The sequence below is a fragment of the Streptomyces sp. NPDC085946 genome, from assembly GCF_044540485.1.
Taxonomy (GTDB): Bacteria; Actinomycetota; Actinomycetes; order Streptomycetales; family Streptomycetaceae; genus Streptomyces.
The window spans coordinates 12,875-29,528 of the sequence record NZ_JBITSF010000039.1 but is presented as its reverse complement, the minus strand read 5'-3'; the positions used below and the strand labels follow the sequence as shown (position 1 = coordinate 29,528).

Here is a 16,654-nt window from a genome sequence, read left to right as displayed (position 1 = left end):
TGTTCGGTTCCACATGCTCGTTCCTGCCATGCGAGGGTGGTCTGCCGCGCCGCACGTGGCAGTGCGGGGGCGCGGTGGCGGGGCTCACTAAGTACCGGCGCGGGCGGCAGACCCTCATCCGCTGCGATTCCGCCTGCGGCACCCACGACTTCGTGTCCTGGCTCGCGAAGCGAGGACGCTGGCTGTCCTACTCGGTCGGCTTGGTGATCACCGAAACCATCCACAGCCACGTCCTCAAGATCCCGGCACCAGCCTGGACCCCGGCCATCGAAACGGACGGTGAGATCCGCGACGGCGCACTGGTCTGCCACTACGCCGACGAGACCGCCCCCGCGCACAGTCAGAAGCTGGTGGCCGCGCACCTACGACGGAGTGCACTGGCAAGGCCATCACGACGCCGTGGCGAGCGGCTGGTCGGCCGACCGGTCGGGCATGCCAGTGATCCGGAAACTGTCAAGCGGCACCTATTTCACGAGTTACGAGATCTGCAACCCCGGCGGTCAGTACCAGTGCATGGTGTGCTTCCGGACCTCGGCGGACGACTGGAACTGGGGCGATCCCGCATCACTGGGGTTCCGTCCGGAGACCGTCGACGGCAAACACTTCCGGGCCGCACCCATCATCGCCTGGGCGCCCGCGCCGAGCAGCGGCCCCGACGGACGGATCCTGCTGATCGGACAGCGCCTGCTCAACCGGGACGGCACTCCGGCCGCGGACAGCGGACGTACGATCCTCGCCAACACGAGAACGGCAGCGGACCCTGGTACGAGCTCGCGTCGCCGGTGAGCATGCCGAACCCAGGTGTGAACTGCTGCCAGAACTACAGCTCACCGCTGCTGCCGTCGGCCGACGGGTCGAGGGTCCTGCAGATCGCCACCGACTGGAACGGCACGGTGTGCCGGCCGTACTTCGCCACCGGCGGCCTTACCGGCAGCAGTGACGCGGCGGGCATCGTCGACGGCGCCCGCTACCGGCTGGTGAACACCAACAGCAAACACTGCCTCGACGCCGCCGGCGACTCACGCGTTCCCGGCGGCAACGTCCGGCAGTGGACCTGCAACGGTCCTCAGCCGCAGCTCTGGCGACTGGAACGCGTTTGAGCGGACAGTCCGGGCCTGGCAGCAGAAAGCGGACGGTGCTGGCACCGAGGCGGAACACCGTCCCGGCCGCCGTGCTGACCGGGACGGTGTTCCGCCGCCGGGCTATGTCTGGTACCGCTCCTCTATGGCGGCCGGACACGACTGTGCGGCACGGATACGGCCGACGTCGAGCTTGAGGCTGCGGTCGAAGCGGTAGATGCCGTTCTGCTCCTGGAAGACGAGCATGGCCGCGCCGAACACGGCGATCGCCGCCAGTCGCCTCTGGCGCAGCAGCAGATAGCCGACGCCGGGCAGGGTGGTGTTGCCTGGCGCCACCGTGAGGCGGTCGGTGGGCCCCCTTGGGGGTTCGTACCTCGGGCACGTCATGAGATCTGCGCCCCCGCGCGTGCCGAGAAGTACCGGCGGCCCGTCTCACCGCTCACCGTCCACAGGGCCGCCAGGTCCGCGAACGCGAACAGAAACGCCGGATGGCTCGGCGCTCCGGCGATCAGCGAACCGAGGAAGGTGAGGACTGTCCCCAGGGCCGCGATGGACAAGCACACGATGAGCGCGACACGCACCCAGGAGCGCCGCCCGCGCGCCATCGCGACACAGGTGATGTGGAGCGCCGCCAGCCCGCAGCAGAACAGCGCCAGCAACCAGGCCATGGCCATCGGCATGGGAGGGTCTTGGCCATGATCCAGCTTGCTCTGGACCTCGTCGATGATCGCCCAGCCGCCGAAGAAGGCTCCGATCGCGTGCACGCAGACCAGGACGAGGATGAAGATCAGGGATTTCGGCATGCGGGTTGTCGTGGAGTTCGGCACCGCCGTCACCTCGGGTTTTCGTTGTCCGGCAGGTCGTGGACCCGCGCCCAGTCCACTTTGCAGACGGCGCTTTGCAGACCGTCCTTGTGGAAGTTGTCGAGTTGAATGGTGTGGTGCATCAACGGCGCGCACCGGATGCAGTCCCGGTCCTCGCTCGCGCCGCTGGAGAAGCGAAACCATTCCTCGCCGTCGATGAAGCCGCGCAGGTGGTCAGGGCCCAATCGGCGGCGATGTTGCGCCACTGCGCCAGGTTCACTCTGCACCTCCGCGTGTGCTCCTGCTGCACGGGAATGTCCTCGGGGTGCGGGTAGTGCAGGAACGCCTCGGCGCAGCGCTCACCGGGTGCGCCGTTCTTGAGGGAGTCGTACTTGCCGCCCTCGGGGTGCTCGTTTGCGTCCGGCCAGAGGATGAGCAGCAGGTGGTACGTCCGGCCGTCGTCGGGCGTGGTCGCTCGGGAGTGGACGCGCCTCTCCCACCTGCCGTACTTCTGGCTGTGCTGCGAGGCAAGCCAGCCGGTGTCGCCGTCCGTCTCGCCGGTCATGAGCAGGACTCCACCGGCGAGGCGGGCGTTGGTGTCGCGGCGGCGGCCGTTGCTGGCGTGGGCGAGCCAACAGGCGGCCGGGTCGCTGCCCGTCAGGCGCCACTTGGCGCGGTCCGGTACGGTCGGGTCAGCCCCGGAGCCGTAGTCGAACTCATCCTCCAGGCGGCGAGCGGTTCGCCGAAACTGTGCCGCTCCGCTGCGGTGCTTGCGGAGCCGGGCGCTGTCGTCGCCGTGAGCGTCAGCGTGAGTGCTGCCGTGCCCAGCCACGGCGAGGTGCCGGGTGCGATGTCGTCCGTACATGGCCCTCCTTCAGCCTATTGCGGGTGTGTGCGGACGGGAGCGGCCCAAACCCTCCCCTCGCAGGGTTCGGACCGCCGCGCACGTCCTGTCGGGGCCTCGTCCTTGGGCCATTCGATCGACGTCTGCGGTTGTTCGGCTGGTCCCTCACCAGCACCGAACAATTCCGGGGCGTGAACTGAGCCGAGAGGATTGAAGGAAGCGTGAGGATTGGGTGAACAGCAGTGCCCTTTCCGGGAGCGCCGCCGTTGGCCAAGGAAGGACATACGAAGGGGGGAGCATGCCGGGACAAACGGGGCCGGGCCGAGCCGAGGGCGACCTGGATCCGGAAGCCGGACCGGTGCAACGGTTCGCCGCCGGGTTGCGGGCGCTGCGCAAGTCGGCCGGCAGACCCACCTACCGGGAGATGGCCCGGCAGTCGCGCTACGGCGTGACCACCCTGTCGCAGGCGGCGGCCGGGAAGCAGTTACCCACCCGCGCGGTGACGCTCGCCTATGTGAAGGCGTGCGGCGGTGACATTGCCGAGTGGGAGCGGCGCTGGCGTGAGGCGTCGGAGGAACTGGCCGCAGAGGCCGCCGACGACGAGACCGCCCGGCCGCCCTACCGCGGCCTGACCCGCTTCGAGCCCGGTGACGCCGGACTCTTCTTCGGCCGTGACCAGCTTGTGGAGCGACTCACCGAACTGAACCGCAAGCACCGCTTCACCGCTGTCTTCGGCCCTTCGGGCAGCGGCAAGTCTTCACTGCTGCGGGCCGGGCTGATCCCTAGGCTGCGGGCGGCTTCCGATGGGAACGTGCCTCCGGCGGCTGTGCGGATCCTCACGCCCGGCGCGGACCCGCTGCACACCCACGCCGACCGGCTGGAGCCGGTACCGGACATCGACGCCGACACCTGGCTGATCGTCGACCAGTTCGAGGAGCTGTACACTCTTGGCGCCGACCCTGCCGACCGGGACGCCTTCATCGATCGCCTCGTCGCCGCCGCCGACTCCGGCAGCAGGCTGCGCGTCGTCATCGCGGTGCGGGCCGACTTCCTGGGCCGTTGTGCCGAACACCCCGCTCTGACTGCCGCGTTGCAGGACGCCACCCTGTTTGCCGGGCCGATGAGCCGCGCGGAGTTGCGGGAAGCCATCGTCCGCCCGGCCGCCGCGGTCGGCCTGATCGTGGAACGCTCTTTGACCGACCGGCTCCTGGATGAGGTTGAGGGCGCTCCCGGCGGACTGCCGCTGATGTCGCACGCCCTGCTGGAGACCTGGCGCCATCGCAGCGGCCGCGCCTTGACGGAGGCCGCATACGAGTCCGCCGGCGGACTGCACGGCGCCGTCGTACGGACCGCCGAACAGGTCTACGACGAACTGACTCCTGACCAGGCGGAGTTGGCCCGGCGCATTCTGCTGCGCCTGGTGACGCCCGGGGACGGGACCCCCGACACCCGCCGCCCCACCGATCATGCAGAGCTCGACTTCGGTGACCCCACCGATACTCGGCTGGTGCTGGAACGTCTGGCCCGGGCCCGCCTCATCACCTTCGACGACGGCACAGCCGACCTCGCCCACGAGGCTCTCATCACCGCCTGGCCCCGGCTGCGTGCCTGGATCGACGCCGAACGCGACCGGCTGCGCGTTCACCGCGCGCTCTCCGAGGCCGCCCGCACCTGGCAAGACCTCGGGCAGGAGAACGCCGCGCTGTACGCAGGCTCACGGCTGAGCGCTGCCCGCGACGCCTTCCCGCACCATACGGCACGACTGGACCCGGTCGACGACGAGCTCACCCCGCTGGAAAGACATTTCCTCACCTCTTCCCTCCACCGTCGGCACCGTGCCGCACTCCTGCGCCGCGTGGTCGTGGCCGTACTCGCCGTGCTCGCCCTGCTCGCCACCGGCACGGCGGTCGTCGCCCTCCAGGCGCGTGCCGCAGCGCAGGCCGAACGGGACGACGCCGTCTTCGGGCAGCTCACCGCCGAGGCCGACCGGGTTCGCGAAACGAACTCCGGTCTGGCTGCACGGTTCGACGTCGCCGCGTACGGCATGCGCTCCACACCGGACCTGCGGACCCGGCTGGCCTCGGACGCGGGCCGAGCGCTGGCCACACGGCTGCCCGGCCACGACGGTGTCGTCAGCTCCGTGGCATTCGCACCCGACGGCCGCACTTTCGCCAGCGGTGGCCACGACAGCACCGTCCGGCTGTGGGATGCCGGCGGCCGGGCCTTGGGCGAACCTCTGCGCCTCGGCACGAGCCTGGTCGGCGCGGTCGCCTTCGCGCCGGGGAACCGGGACCTGCTGGTCGCCGCCGGCGAAGGTGGCGCCGTCCGCCTGTGGGACCTGCGTGACCGGCAGCGCCCGCGCGTCGTGGGCAGGCCGCCAGCGAGCCACGACGGGCAGAACATCGCCACTGTCGCCTTCGCTCCCGACGGCCGCATCCTGGCCACGGCCGGTGATGACGGCACTGTACGGTTGTGGAACGTGTCCGATCCGGCCCGTCCGGAGCCGCTCGGGAAGCCCGCCGTGGCCGACGAGTCGCGAGACCGCAGCGTCCGAGCCGTCACGTTTGCCCCGCACGGGAAGACGCTCGCGACGGCCGGCTACGACGGCACCGTACGGGTGTGGCGGTACAGCACAGACGACGGCATCACACCGCTGGGCGAGCCTCTGCGTGCCCACACCGACCCGGTCTGGACCCTGGCCTTCTCCCCCGACGGCCACACCCTGGCCAGCGCCGGCTTCGACGAGACCATACGCTTATGGGACGCGTCCGACCCGGACCACGTCGAGCCCTTGGGCAAACCGCTCACCGAGCACTCCGCGCCGGTCATGTCGGTCGCGTTCAGCCGCGACGGCGAAACCCTGGCGAGTGCGGGCGAGGACGACGCACCGCTGCTGTGGAACGTTGCCAACCCCGCCTATCCGCAGCAGCTCGGGGAGCCTCTCACCGGCCACACAGGGGCCGTGTGGGAGGTCGCCTTCAGCCCCGACAGCCGCACCCTCGCCAGCACCGGCGCTGACGGCAGCGTCCTGCTGTGGCACCGGCCCCCCACCGTCCTCACCGACTTCACCAACCCGGTGACCGCCGTCGCCTTCAGCCGCGACGGCCGCCTGCTCGCCGCCGCCAGCACCGATGACGGACTGGTGCGCCTGTGGGACGTACGCCGCCCGGACCGCCCACGCCGGCTGCCGCGGACGCTCCGCCACAAGGACCGGGTGCTGACCGTCGCGTTCGCGCCAAACGGCCCTACGGTGGTCAGCGGCAGCGCGGACGGCACCGTACGCCTGTGGGACGTCACCACACCGGACCGTCCTGCCCCGCTCGGCGAACCCGTGCCCGCGCACGACGGCGCAGTCAACGCCGTCGCGTTCGCGCCGGACGGCCGCACGCTCGCCACCGGAGGCGAGGACGGCACGGCGCGGCTGTGGGACGTCCGGCGCCGGGACCGCGCACGCCCGACGCTCGGCGCACCGCTGCGCGGCCACACGGACGCCGTCACCTCCGTCGCCTTCTCGCGCGACGGTCGCCTGCTGGCCACCGGCGCCGAGGACGCCACGGCCCGCCTGTGGCACGTACGCAGAGGAACATCGGCCCGTCCCGCGGGCGCCGCACTCACCGGACACGACGAGGCGGTGCACACGGTGGCCTTCTCCGCGGACGGCAGGACGCTGGCCACGGGCAGCGACGACCGCACGGTCCGGCTGTGGGACGTGAAACGGAGCGGTTCCGCACGTCCGGCGGGCAAGGAGCTGACCGGACACCGGGCGGCAGTCAGAGCCCTGGCCTTCGCCCCGGACGGGAAGAAACTGGCGACCGGCGGCGGCGACCACACGGTCCGCCTGTGGGACGTGTCCGACCCGGCCCGCACCGAGCCCTTCGGCCAGAGGCTCACCGGCCACCTCGACACCGTCACCACCGTCGCGTTCAGCCCTCGGGGCGACACGATCGCCTCCGCAGGCTACGACCTGACCGTCCGGGTGTGGACCCTCGACCCGGACCGCGCCGCGGACCACGTCTGCGACCACACCGACCAGGTCCTCACCCGAGCCGTCTGGGAAGAGCATCTGCCGCGGCTCGAGTATCGAGAGGTGTGCGAAGGGCATTGAACGGCGTCCCGTAAGGGAGTGGAGGACAGGACTTGATGTCTTCGACTGGGGTGGGGTTCATCCAGCGAGGACCAGGTTGCGCAGCCGGGTCACGTCGAGGGCGGCGTGGTGGGCACCGTCGCTGCGTAGTCGGCGGTCGCGGAGGATCTTGTAAGTCTTCATCCTGGAGAAGGCGTGCTCAGCACGGGCTCCCGCTCGGCAGTGGACGGTGTTGTCAGCCTGCTGCGAGGGGGTGAGTGGTCGGTTTTTGCGCGGCCAGTGCGGGATGAGAGCAGGACTACCGCGATAGCCGCCGTCGCCGAGAACGGGCCGCGTTCTTCACGGTCCGGTCCACGCCCGATTCGCGGTAGGACCGGGGAGCCGGAGATTGTGAGGCGGCGCTGGAGTTCCAGTGTGAAGAGGAGATTCGCCAGCTTCGACTGGGCGTACGCGCGCCGCGGGTCGCAGTCGGACGTCCAGTTCAGGTCCTCGAAGCGGATCCGTCGGCCGGCCCAGCGGTGGGCGCCGGAGGATACCGTCACCACCGGGTCGATGATGTGCGGCAGGAGCAAGTTCGTCAGCGTGAAGTGGCCCAGATGGTTCGTGCCGGACTGCATCTCGAAGCCGTCCGGCGTCCACTGCTTCGGCAGCATCATCACGCCCGCGTTGTTGATCAGCACCAAAAGCCGTCCCTACCACCACGGAGACCGACGCGCCACCCTGCTTGCAGCTATGGAACACACTCTGCGTGAGAAAGGAGTCGGTTCCCTGTCGCTGCGTGAACTCGCCCGTGAGGTCGGTGTCGGCCACGCCACGCCCGGTCGGCACCTCAAGGACAAGCAGGCCCTGATCAACGCCCTGGCACTGACTGGGTACGATCGGCTGAGGCAGGCCCTGGACGCCGCCGACGACCCCACACTTCCCCTCGAACCTCAGCTCACCGCTCTCGCCCAGGCCTATCTCGGTTTCGCCACCGACAACGCGGAGCTGCTGGAGCTGATGTACGCCCGCAAGCACGACCCCGACGCCTCGGAACAGACGACCGCCGCCGTCGAACGGACGGTGGACAAGCTCGCCTAGGTCGTCGCAGACGCCCAGAAGCGCGGCGAGATCATCGCGGGCGCCCCCGAGGACCTGAACCTCGTCGCAGGCGCCGCCCTCCACGGCATGGCCGCCTTCATCACCGGCGGCATGCTGACCCCGGAGGCGGCCCTGGCTGGCGTAGAGACCCTGATTCATCACCTGCTCCACGGCCTGAAGCCCCGCTGACGGTCGCATACGAGCCAGCAGCCCGACTGGCCGTCTCCTTCTGGGCAACTACAACACTCAGTGAGCCGTTTTCATCCTGAATAGCTGCAGGTCATGAGCGTGTGGATGGCCTGGACGATGGTGCCGATGCGACGGGCGGGGCATCTGGCTCGCCGGAGCAGTCGCCAGGACTTCAACTGCGCGAAGGCGCGTTCGCCCGGTGCTTTCAACCGGGCGTGGTCATGGTTGAACTGCTGGTACGGCGCGGATGGTTCGCGGTGGTTTTTGTACGGGTGCGCACGATCGCGCCGGCGCCCTCCCTGGTAGGCGTGGCCCGCGAGGATGAGGATCTGTCTCGTGAGACAGGCTTGGATGATTCCGTGAGCACGCACGGCGGTCAGATCGTGGGTACGTCCTGGCGTGGCACGGGAGAACCAGGAGGGTGTGTCGTCCGGCCGTGCGGTGACCTGGACGTCCATGCGGTGCTGCTTGTACTCGGGAGCAGTACGGCTCGTCCGCATGGATGCGGTCGGTGACGTTCAGGGTGCCGTCGACGGTGACGAAGTCGCCTTCGCCCAACCCGACCAGAACTTCGCGCGGGCCCGGCACCCAGGCCGCAGGGACGTCCAGGGTCTCGTCGATGTAGCGCCAGGCGGTGGCTGTCGAAACGCCGAAGCCGGCTGCCGGCGCGGGCGGCGTCTCGTTCTTGCGCAGGTGAAACAGGGCGAGCAGGGCCTACTTGAAACAGCTCAGCTTCCGCCACCGCGTACGGCGTTCACATCTTCGTGCGTAGATGAGGCAGGAAACGTTCTCGACCAGCTCATGCGGGACGCCGACCGTGGCGCGATACGGGACCAAACGAGGCTCCTCGGACGATGCGTGGTGCGTAGAGAACACCACCGCAACGACCAGGAGCCTCGTCTTGTCATCCACCCCCGTTGACCTGCCGCTTCACCCTACGGAAACAGGATGAAAACGGCTCAGTACCGCGTAGGGGACAGTTGGAGCTTGGCCTTGTTGCCGGAGACCGATTTCACCCAGATCCTCAGATTGTTGAACTGGACGGTGCCACCCGGGCTGGTGCTGCCGCTGAGGCGCCCGTCGGCGGCTGACATCTTCACGGATCGGGAGCTGATGCTCATGATCTTCAACTTCCCGAACCCGAACTTGCGGCTGTCGACCTTGATGGTCTTGGGCGCCGACACGGTGGTCCTGCAGCGCCCGTCGTAGCAGGGCCCGTTCGCGGCAGACGCCAACGGCGCCATCACGCCGAACCCGAGTGTGCCCGCCATAGTTAGCGCCACGGCACTCATCGCGGCCCGTCGGCGCATACCAGTGGTAGTCACCAGGGTGGTGGCTGTCAGTCGACAGATATGGCTCATGTAATCGCCCTTCGGCCGGTCGGAAATGGTGCTGCGGGGAGTTCATGTGCCACCGGAATCCGGGCACCCAGTGTGCTCGGGTTCCGGGTCGGCCGGTGCCCCGCTGCACTGATTCCAGCACTCGCCTGGTTGTTCAGAAACCTGATCCGTCCCCTGAACAACTCGTGGCTGCGCCCGGGACGGGGCGGCGCTGGCAAGCGCGCGGTAGAACCCAAGGCAGTGGAGGACCTCACGCGATCTCGCCCCGTCCTGTCTCGTGCGGTTCCGCGCTCAACAGGTCTGTCAAACGTCCGGCCCTGTCTCATATTCGGCAGTGACGGTGTCATGAGGAGTCGTTGACATTCATGTGAAGGGTGCCAACGAGCTCGGGCAGACGGTTTTCTCGGGCCTGTCCCCACTGGTCATCGAGGACGCAGCCGACGAAAGTGAGCGGATCGTGGTGCGGGCACGGACTCCGCTGGACACCGCGGTCTGCCCGGTGCGCGAGGCCTCGTCAGAACGCGTGCACGGATGTCACTGGCGGACGGTGGCCGATGTGCCGATGTGCCGATGTGCCGATCGATGAACGACGGATGGTGGCCCGAGTGCGGGTGCGGCGTCTGGTATGTCCCACGCGCGGCTGCCGCCACACCTTCCGCGAGCAGGTGCTCGGCGTCCTGAACCGATACCACCGACGTACGACTCGCCTGGCCAGGCAAGTTAAGACCGTAGTGAAGAAGTTAGCGGGCCGGGCCGGGACCCGGTTGCTGGCGCTGGTGGACTGGATCACGCTGCCGCAGGCCGGACGCACCCGGGTGTGGTTCTCCACCGCCCACGGGGCGCAGATCACCTCGGAGTCGCCAGGGCTGCGGGGCCGGCGGCCCTCGAGGACGGTGCCGGACCGGACCACGGTGCGACCCCGGGCCGGAGCACCTGGCCGCCACCTGGCACCTATACCCGCCTCCACGCTCATGTACCGGCGTCGGCGCCGGGAGCGCGGCAACGGTTCACCGGACAAGACTGCAGAGGGTGTCTGGGCGGGCGCCGGTTTCTGCTTGCGAGATCACCGCCGGGTTCGGTGCGTGTGCGGGGAGGTCACCAGTAGTGCCGGCGTCCGGCGACCGCATGCCCCATGGAGCCTAGGATCCACAAGAGCGCGCCAATGACCGCGAGGACGATTCCGACCGTCCACAGGATCGATATCCCGGTGACGAAGCCGACCACCAGCAGGATGATGCCAAGGAGGAACATGACCGCCTCCGTTGCGCGGTAGTACTGCTCTCACCGTGAACCCCAGCGCCGCGTCAGGGAAGCCTCGGGGTGGCTGAGCGCGACCAGGTCAGATGGGGCTGCATCAGGGCTGATCCGTGGGCGGCGGCCGGCCACCGTCGACCGGTGAGGGCGCCTGCCGCATCTGCGTGACCAGCAGGTCCAGTATGCGAAAACGGGCCAGGAGACCGAAAAGATGCGCCTCGTCGATGACAGCCCCGTACCAGACGGTGTCCTCACCCAACGCCGCGGCGTCCAGCATCACGGGGAAACTTCATGAGCGGGATACACCCTGTAACCCTGCGGATCCCTGATGCTCCGGCCCACATCCGGCGTGGGAGCCTGCGGACCGGCCGCATGCGGCAGAAGCGGGGAAGGACCGGGCATTCCTCCCCCGGAGCACAGCCCGACCGCGCGCCCTGACGAGCACAGCCGGCGCGGGTTCCAGGAAGTCGCGGTCATGATGCCGCACCGCCCGTTCGGCCGTCGGCGCCGGACTGCCATCCCCACCAGCCCTCCCCGCCGGGCTTCCGTCCAGGCCCGGTCCCGTCGTGAGGTTCCCCTAGACACGGGAAGTGGTGACGGCAGGTCAGATCGGACTCACAGAGAGGAGCCCGGTTGACGCCTGCGTCAAGGAAGTGCCCGCTGGAGTTACGTGAGCGTGCGGTGCGGATGTACCGCGCCGCGGAGCCAAAGCCGGTGATCCGCCGTATGGCCGAGGAGATCGGTGTCCATCACGAGGACCCGCGCGGCTGGATCCGTCAGGCCGAGGCCGAAGCCGGTGAGCGCGACGACCGGCTCATCAGCCCCTCCCGAGCAACGGGGGAACCTCGTGTCTGCAATCCGCGAGTGTGTAGCCACGCCTATAGGGACGACGCCCAGACGACAACACCGAGCGGGACGAGGACACAGGCAAGGCCGAAGCTGAGGAATGTGTACGCGAGCACCTTGAAGGCTTTGTGTGCTTGAGCCCGAAATGCGGCAAAGCAGGTAAAGCTGATGATCGCAAGGCACGGCAGAGTGATGAAGACGAAGCCCAACGCTGCCACGATTTCTTCCCGTCATCCGACCGCCCCGCAGCCCGAAACTACAGCAACGACTCCAGCCGCCCGTCACCCGGCCCGGCAACGACCAACTGGTCCGCTCACGCGAACGGTGACAAGCCCTTGATCTCCAGGTGAGCAAGCAACGAGTCAAAGCATGCATCCGCCATGGCCAGGTCCGCACGGAAGAACGAGTCCTCATCAAACGGTCCACCACTGACAACGACGACCACAGTCCGGCTATGTCGCCCGGAAGCCAACGGCGCTGGTGCATAGCGGCCCAGCAGACGATCACTGCAGTCGCCGCTGACCGGACCGCCTCGGCAGCACCCTGACCGGTGGTTGTACTGTGCCGCTCACATAGAGGGCGCTCAGGCATCAGGGGGTCGCGTGAACATCGGCATGGCTCGTCCGCTCGGACCGGGCGGCGAGTCGCGAGGCGCTCTCCGCCAGGTCGCACATCATCTCGGCGCCATGCATCTGAGTGGCGCGATCCTGCTGTTCACCTACGTAATCCCTCCGGCCTGGGCTCTCGACGCCTACGGCGCGGCACCGGCCGGCAACCCTTCGGCGGACGTGCCCCCGTTTGCAATCGTCGCTGTGATGCTGTTCCACTGCGTGGGCTTCCACGTCCTCGTGCAGATCCCCTCCGGACTTCTGGGTACGAGGCTGGGTTCCCACCACGGCGGCATGATCGTCTACGCCTCACTCCTGGCGATTGCGGGAGTCCTTACCGCCTTGGCTCTGCTGATAGTCCTGCGTGTGGAGGATGTCGGTGAAGTCATGCAACTGTGGGCCGACTTCATGATGCGTGGCGCGCTCGGACTGGCGGGCTACCTGTGGATGACTCAACGAACCCGCCGAGCAGACCGCTGAGGCCACCCTGCTGTTCGTCCTGGGCGGCACCGGACACCCGGTGTACGGCATGTCCATCCGCTGCGGCAACGCCACGCCATGCAGCACCTTTTGTGCCAGGTGTGCGGCGGCCCGGCCGCGACGACTGCGGGGTGCTGTAGCTGCTGGAGGACAACCAGGGCGGCTGAGCGGGCTGGCCGAACGACCTGCTGACGACGCATCCGCCCCTCTGCCTGCCGTGCGCCGGCACGGCCGTCGCGCAGTGCCCGCACCTGACCGGCAACGCCGCCGCCGTCCGCGTCCGCGACAGCGACGTCTGCGCCGTCTACGGGCGCATCTGGTCAACCTCGGCATTCGGACGACCAGCACGCACCGCGGTCAAAGACGTCGTGCCCTACGACACAGCAGCAGCACGCTGGGTGCTCGCCGGACAACTCGTCCGCGCCCTGAACTACGGCACCATCCTTGACCTCCAACACGAACTGCGATGATCGCCATAAACGGGGCCGCCCGGCGAAGCGCTCCCCCAGTCCCCCACCGGGCGGCCCACCAGTCGACGCGACACGTAGGGAAGGAACGGAGCGCCCCGCACCCGTACCCGTAGCTGGTATCTCACCCGGACGACGCGCGCCTGCCCCGGAACCTACTCGCCCTGCGGGGGTGGCCCTCTATTACCCCCTCGCCTCCGCGCTCACTCGCGAGGTGTCGCTGTACTCAAAGACCTCGAGCAGTACGGTCCCGTCCAGGGGCTATGGACGCCTCTGTCCGGCGGCACGTCCCGCCCGTAGACCAATCTCTAGCAATCCTGCTGCTATGGCCAGCCAGTAGGTGGTAAGCCCTCGATATCCCGGACCGACATTCGGAGCATTCGACCGTTTTCTGCCCGTTGGCCCACCCTTGAAGTCGCAGGAGTGTCCGCGGGGAAGTGAGCCGTCATCGGGGTGCCATTTGGCCTTGATCGCCACGTCCCCCCGCGCGAGCGGAGGTGGCCGACCATGGATGACCCGCCGGCCCTCGGCCTGCCGTCCTCTCCACGCGAACGGAGGTGAGTCGGGTCACGTCCGCAGCTGGAGTGGTGTACCTACCGATGGCCACTCGGTGATCTCGTCATTATCCCGACCAGCGTCGGTATCGGGTCTGTCGTTGTTGACTCAAAAAAGCGCCAGGCCCTCACCGCTGGTGTCCGCGATGACGGGCCGGACTTGGGCTGGGAGGTCGTCCAAGCGGTCGGGTCCGGCCTCAGCCGCTACGGCAGGAACGGTCTCGGTCAGCCAGGTGCGAAACCGCTCGGCTGCTTCGCGGTAGGGGACGTGCGCCAGGACACGGTGCTCTCCGGAGGGGCACAAGTCGACGGCGACAGTGAACTGGCAGGAACCGGGCGCATGGTGGCTGCCGGTCCAGGACACGCGCAGCGCACCGCAGGGTTTACGCCCGCGGGAGCTACTGGGATCACGGTGGGTCGGGCGCAGTGGTCGGCAAGCTATGTGGGCGGTCCATGCGGCGAGGTGGGGCAGGGGAAGGGTGGTGCGGGCGCGGCAGCCGGGGCAGCGGTGCCAGTGGCGGAGCCAGTCGGCGGTATGGGTGTGGAAGAGGCGCGTGTAGCGATTCGTCACGCGGATGTGGTTGCTGTAGAGGTGGTCGGGGCGTTCTTGTGTGTTGCAGGAGTGGCAGACTGGGGCACGGACGTAGCCGTGTTCGTGGCAATGGTCGAGTACGGCGGCGGGCGCGGTGCGGCAGACGGCACACGTCCACTCGGCCACCTTGCGGGAGATACTGGGTTTCCTGCTGAGTACCGAGTACAGGTGACCTTTCAGTTCCTCGTTGTACGGGCGCAGTGGAGCGATCGGGCGGTGGGAACTCGTCGTCTGCGGAGCGTCGACGGTTCGGGCCTGCCGGTGGTGGGAGGGCGACTCGGCGACGGTTGCGCCTGCCTGACGGGTCCGCGCGGCTCGCAGCCACCGCGTTTCGGTGTGCTCAGCCGCATCCAGCAGCCTGACCACAGCACGCGGCAGCCACCACGTCCGCGTCTTCCGGTCACGGGTCTTCTCCACGAGAATCCGCCGCCAGTCGATCCCCGCCAGATGGCAGAGACGGCCGTCGTCACATCGTGCTGCCCGCTCGGGTTCGCCCAGTTCCTGCAGTTCCCGGGCAATGCGCCGACGCCATCGCAGCAGCGTTCCCTCATCGTGCTCTAGCTTTGCCCAGTCACGGAACGGACCGATACGAACCAGGTCCCGGCGATCCATCTCAACCGCGTTCAGCTCCGCTGCCGCCCGACGCACCTCGGCCTCCGCAACACTCCACCGGCCGCCGCCAGCCTTCACCGTCACCACCACACAGCCGCCGAGCAGGACGTAGCCCATCTGAGCATGAGCAGGGGAGCGGGTGAACGCCGCAAAAGCCGTCGGCACAGTGCTTCCTGCCGTCAAACCGGCCCACAGAGCGTCCGCGGCGCCCAGAGTGATCAGATCGCCCATACGGCCCGGAGTGACACGCTCTGCCATACCGACAGGCTAACGGCCGACCTCCACAACACCACCCGCAGCGCCTCCACATCTACAGCCTCGACAACCAAGCGCCCACAGACCCGCGCAGACCATTACCGAGCCGAGCGCGCAGCACCTGCGCAGCCGCCGGTCTCATGGCATGGAAAGCCCGGCGAGCAGTGGGACACCATGCCGATCACCCCCACCACCGCGGCGTCACTGAAGACAGCGCACACCCTGACCGTGGTGCGCGCCCATCTGGCCTTCGCCGCCGACGCCCGCCGACTCGGGCACGAGCACGGCCCCTGGGACTGGACGCCGGAGGTGTCGCACTCCATCGGCGAGGGAGAACGCGTTCGATGTCGGTGAAGCGGACCTCGTCCAGGCTCCCGGCGCGGCGGCCGCCGTCCTGGAAGTACACCTCGCGCAGCGCGTCGGCGGCGATCTGCTGGAGCTGCTGGTCGCTGGCGCCGGCTTCCTGGGCGTCGAAGAGGCAGGCGGCGTGCTGCGGGACTACGCCGAGCCCAACTGCGGGCACCATAACCACATCGCCGACCCCCTTGAGTTGGTCATCCAGAGGGCTTCGGGCTGACCGCCTGTCTTTTCGGGAATGCCTCCTCCACCGCGGGCGGTCCCTCGCAGCGAAACCGGCTTCGCCGAGGGCTCTGCCGGCGTCGCGAGCTGACCGCAACACGAGCGTCAATCTCGCACTGGGGCGGGCCCGAAAGCCGCCTTCCGATCCGGTTCGGTGGGCAGGGGCACCCCGCCTTCCCGATCCGCCGGACAGGGCAACCGCCCCTTGGCTATAGTCGGTCCGCTGCGGTGGAGCGCCAGGCGGAGTGCCCGGCCTCTGCGACTGCGTATGAGTCCGGGGGGACCATTTGAAGATCGAGCTCGGGGACGCCGTCGCCGCTGTGCGCGACAGCCTCATGGAGGCCGCTCGACGTGGCGAGGGCCAGGACGTCACCTTCGACGTCGGTCCGATCGAGTTGGAGTTTCTCGTTGAAATCCGCCATGAGGCGCGGGCCAAAGCCGGTTTCCGTGCCTGGGTCGTCACCGCAGACGCCGAGGGTTCCGCAGCGCGCGGTCACAGCCACCGGGTGATGGTGACCCTCACACCGCGTCGTGGTGACGGCCCGGTGAGGATCGTCGCGCGAGGGCGGGACACGGCGGCCGACGCTGTTCCGGACGACGACCTTCTCATCCGGTGAGCCCGATGACACGCGTCTTCCTTCCGGGGGTGCAGGGGTCGGTGCCCGTCCGGGGTGTCCGGTGAGCCTTAACCGAGTTGTGCGGGTGGCCACAGAGGACGGGTGGGCGGCAGGGTACGAGATTGCGCCCTGTCTGGTTCTGACGGCCGCACATGTCGTGGGCGATCTTGACTCGCCGGTCTTGGTCTCCCGAGCCGGGAGAAGCACCGATCACCTCGGGTGCGTGGTGTGGCGGGGGATGCCGGAGGACTGTGTCGAGGATGACAGGTCTCACATAGACGCCGCGCTGGTGCACATCTCCTCGGAAAGCTGGGTGCCCGCCGAGCCCGCCGGAGTGTTGTGGGGGCGGATTGCCGGAGACGCATCCGCTT

At 68.6% G+C, this 16,654-nt stretch carries 16 protein-coding genes and 4 pseudogenes; 10 read left to right on the top strand and 10 right to left on the bottom strand.

Annotation, left to right across the window (positions count from 1 at the left end):
• Nucleotides 1-71: 71 nt before the first annotated feature.
• From ACIF8T_RS38135 to ACIF8T_RS38125, 3 genes and pseudogenes are all read left to right on the top strand, one after another.
• Nucleotides 72-305, top strand: a pseudogene (locus ACIF8T_RS38135) (IS1380 family transposase); the annotation flags it as partial.
• Between the two features lie 94 nt (nucleotides 306-399).
• Nucleotides 400-786, top strand: a complete 387-nt coding sequence (locus ACIF8T_RS38130; RefSeq protein WP_400041802.1) for a hypothetical protein — start codon at nucleotides 400-402, stop codon at nucleotides 784-786.
• A 2-nt stretch (nucleotides 787-788) separates the two neighbouring features.
• Entirely contained in the window at nucleotides 789-1,100 is a 312-nt protein-coding gene (locus tag ACIF8T_RS38125) for an RICIN domain-containing protein (protein ID WP_400041799.1), read from the top strand.
• A 102-nt stretch (nucleotides 1,101-1,202) separates the two neighbouring features.
• Here the strand turns inward: ACIF8T_RS38125 and ACIF8T_RS38120 are convergent, their stop codons facing one another.
• The 3 genes from ACIF8T_RS38120 to ACIF8T_RS38110 form a co-directional block, all read right to left on the bottom strand.
• Complete coding sequence (locus ACIF8T_RS38120) at nucleotides 1,203-1,415, bottom strand: hypothetical protein (RefSeq protein ID WP_400041801.1); 213 nt, start codon at nucleotides 1,413-1,415, stop codon at nucleotides 1,203-1,205.
• 47 nt (nucleotides 1,416-1,462) lie between these two features.
• Nucleotides 1,463-1,906 (bottom strand): hypothetical protein, encoded by a 444-nt coding sequence (locus tag ACIF8T_RS38115; RefSeq protein WP_400041778.1) that lies wholly within the window; start codon nucleotides 1,904-1,906, stop codon nucleotides 1,463-1,465.
• 118 nt (nucleotides 1,907-2,024) lie between these two features.
• Nucleotides 2,025-2,747, bottom strand: a complete 723-nt coding sequence (locus ACIF8T_RS38110; protein WP_400041776.1) for a hypothetical protein — start codon at nucleotides 2,745-2,747, stop codon at nucleotides 2,025-2,027.
• 277 nt (nucleotides 2,748-3,024) lie between these two features.
• Here ACIF8T_RS38110 and ACIF8T_RS38105 point away from each other — a divergent pair, with 277 nt between their 5' ends.
• A complete protein-coding gene (locus ACIF8T_RS38105) occupies nucleotides 3,025-6,831 on the top strand; it encodes a WD40 repeat domain-containing protein (RefSeq protein WP_400041775.1) in 3,807 nt (1,268 codons plus the stop codon).
• 57 nt (nucleotides 6,832-6,888) lie between these two features.
• On the opposite strand, the gene ACIF8T_RS38100 is transcribed toward ACIF8T_RS38105, so the two are convergent.
• Nucleotides 6,889-7,098, bottom strand: coding sequence for a transposase family protein (locus ACIF8T_RS38100; protein WP_400041798.1), 210 nt, complete (start codon nucleotides 7,096-7,098; stop codon nucleotides 6,889-6,891).
• An 83-nt stretch (nucleotides 7,099-7,181) separates the two neighbouring features.
• Nucleotides 7,182-7,490 (bottom strand): annotated as a pseudogene (locus ACIF8T_RS38095) (oxidoreductase); the annotation flags it as partial.
• A 52-nt stretch (nucleotides 7,491-7,542) separates the two neighbouring features.
• On the opposite strand from ACIF8T_RS38095, the gene ACIF8T_RS38090 reads away from it, so the two are divergent.
• On the top strand, nucleotides 7,543-7,890 hold the full coding sequence (locus tag ACIF8T_RS38090) for a TetR/AcrR family transcriptional regulator (RefSeq protein WP_400041773.1): 348 nt from the start codon (nucleotides 7,543-7,545) through the stop codon (nucleotides 7,888-7,890).
• A gap of 260 nt (nucleotides 7,891-8,150) precedes the next feature.
• Here ACIF8T_RS38090 and ACIF8T_RS38085 read toward each other — a convergent pair.
• A pseudogene (locus tag ACIF8T_RS38085) lies at nucleotides 8,151-8,958 on the bottom strand (transposase family protein).
• Nucleotides 8,959-9,066: 108 nt separating this feature from the next.
• On the opposite strand from ACIF8T_RS38085, the gene ACIF8T_RS38080 reads away from it, so the two are divergent.
• Nucleotides 9,067-9,288 (top strand): hypothetical protein, encoded by a 222-nt coding sequence (locus ACIF8T_RS38080; RefSeq protein ID WP_400041771.1) that lies wholly within the window; start codon nucleotides 9,067-9,069, stop codon nucleotides 9,286-9,288.
• A 1,226-nt stretch (nucleotides 9,289-10,514) separates the two neighbouring features.
• Here ACIF8T_RS38080 and ACIF8T_RS38075 read toward each other — a convergent pair.
• Together ACIF8T_RS38075 and ACIF8T_RS38070 are read right to left on the bottom strand one after the other, a co-directional pair.
• Nucleotides 10,515-10,670, bottom strand: coding sequence for a DUF6131 family protein (locus ACIF8T_RS38075; RefSeq protein ID WP_400041770.1), 156 nt, complete (start codon nucleotides 10,668-10,670; stop codon nucleotides 10,515-10,517).
• A gap of 103 nt (nucleotides 10,671-10,773) precedes the next feature.
• The gene (locus ACIF8T_RS38070; protein WP_400041768.1) at nucleotides 10,774-10,953 is read right to left on the bottom strand and encodes a hypothetical protein; all 180 of its coding nucleotides are present in this window, start codon (nucleotides 10,951-10,953) and stop codon (nucleotides 10,774-10,776) included.
• Between the two features lie 353 nt (nucleotides 10,954-11,306).
• On the opposite strand from ACIF8T_RS38070, the gene ACIF8T_RS38065 reads away from it, so the two are divergent.
• Complete coding sequence (locus tag ACIF8T_RS38065) at nucleotides 11,307-11,657, top strand: transposase (RefSeq protein WP_400041766.1); 351 nt, start codon at nucleotides 11,307-11,309, stop codon at nucleotides 11,655-11,657.
• 464 nt (nucleotides 11,658-12,121) lie between these two features.
• Nucleotides 12,122-12,607 (top strand): hypothetical protein, encoded by a 486-nt coding sequence (locus tag ACIF8T_RS38060; protein WP_400041765.1) that lies wholly within the window; start codon nucleotides 12,122-12,124, stop codon nucleotides 12,605-12,607.
• A 1,130-nt stretch (nucleotides 12,608-13,737) separates the two neighbouring features.
• Here the strand turns inward: ACIF8T_RS38060 and ACIF8T_RS38055 are convergent.
• Nucleotides 13,738-15,090 (bottom strand): endonuclease domain-containing protein, encoded by a 1,353-nt coding sequence (locus tag ACIF8T_RS38055; RefSeq protein ID WP_400041763.1) that lies wholly within the window; start codon nucleotides 15,088-15,090, stop codon nucleotides 13,738-13,740.
• A gap of 171 nt (nucleotides 15,091-15,261) precedes the next feature.
• Here ACIF8T_RS38055 and ACIF8T_RS38050 point away from each other — a divergent pair, with 171 nt between their 5' ends.
• Entirely contained in the window at nucleotides 15,262-15,441 is a 180-nt protein-coding gene (locus tag ACIF8T_RS38050) for a hypothetical protein (RefSeq protein ID WP_400041800.1), read from the top strand.
• On the opposite strand, the pseudogene ACIF8T_RS38045 reads toward ACIF8T_RS38050, so the two are convergent.
• Nucleotides 15,422-15,586, bottom strand: a pseudogene (locus tag ACIF8T_RS38045) (XRE family transcriptional regulator); the annotation flags it as partial. The gene ACIF8T_RS38050 and the pseudogene ACIF8T_RS38045 sit on opposite strands and share 20 nt — an antisense overlap.
• Nucleotides 15,587-15,953: 367 nt before the next feature.
• On the opposite strand from ACIF8T_RS38045, the gene ACIF8T_RS38040 reads away from it, so the two are divergent.
• A complete protein-coding gene (locus ACIF8T_RS38040) occupies nucleotides 15,954-16,283 on the top strand; it encodes a trypco2 family protein (protein ID WP_400041761.1) in 330 nt (109 codons plus the stop codon).
• The last annotated feature ends 371 nt before the right edge of the window (nucleotides 16,284-16,654 follow it).

Bases quoted from the DNA above. Each gene is read 5' to 3' on its own strand.
- ACIF8T_RS38090 (WP_400041773.1), top strand. From the start codon at position 7,543: ATGGAACACACTCTGCGTGAGAAAGGAGTCGGTTCCCTGTCGCTGCGT.
- ACIF8T_RS38110 (WP_400041776.1), bottom strand. From the start codon at position 2,747: ATGTACGGACGACATCGCACCCGGCACCTCGCCGTGGCTGGGCACGGC.
- ACIF8T_RS38055 (WP_400041763.1), bottom strand. From the start codon at position 15,090: ATGGCAGAGCGTGTCACTCCGGGCCGTATGGGCGATCTGATCACTCTG.
- ACIF8T_RS38050 (WP_400041800.1), top strand. From the start codon at position 15,262: ATGCCGATCACCCCCACCACCGCGGCGTCACTGAAGACAGCGCACACC.
- ACIF8T_RS38125 (WP_400041799.1), top strand. From the start codon at position 789: ATGCCGAACCCAGGTGTGAACTGCTGCCAGAACTACAGCTCACCGCTG.
- ACIF8T_RS38105 (WP_400041775.1), top strand. From the start codon at position 3,025: ATGCCGGGACAAACGGGGCCGGGCCGAGCCGAGGGCGACCTGGATCCG.
- ACIF8T_RS38075 (WP_400041770.1), bottom strand. From the start codon at position 10,670: ATGTTCCTCCTTGGCATCATCCTGCTGGTGGTCGGCTTCGTCACCGGG.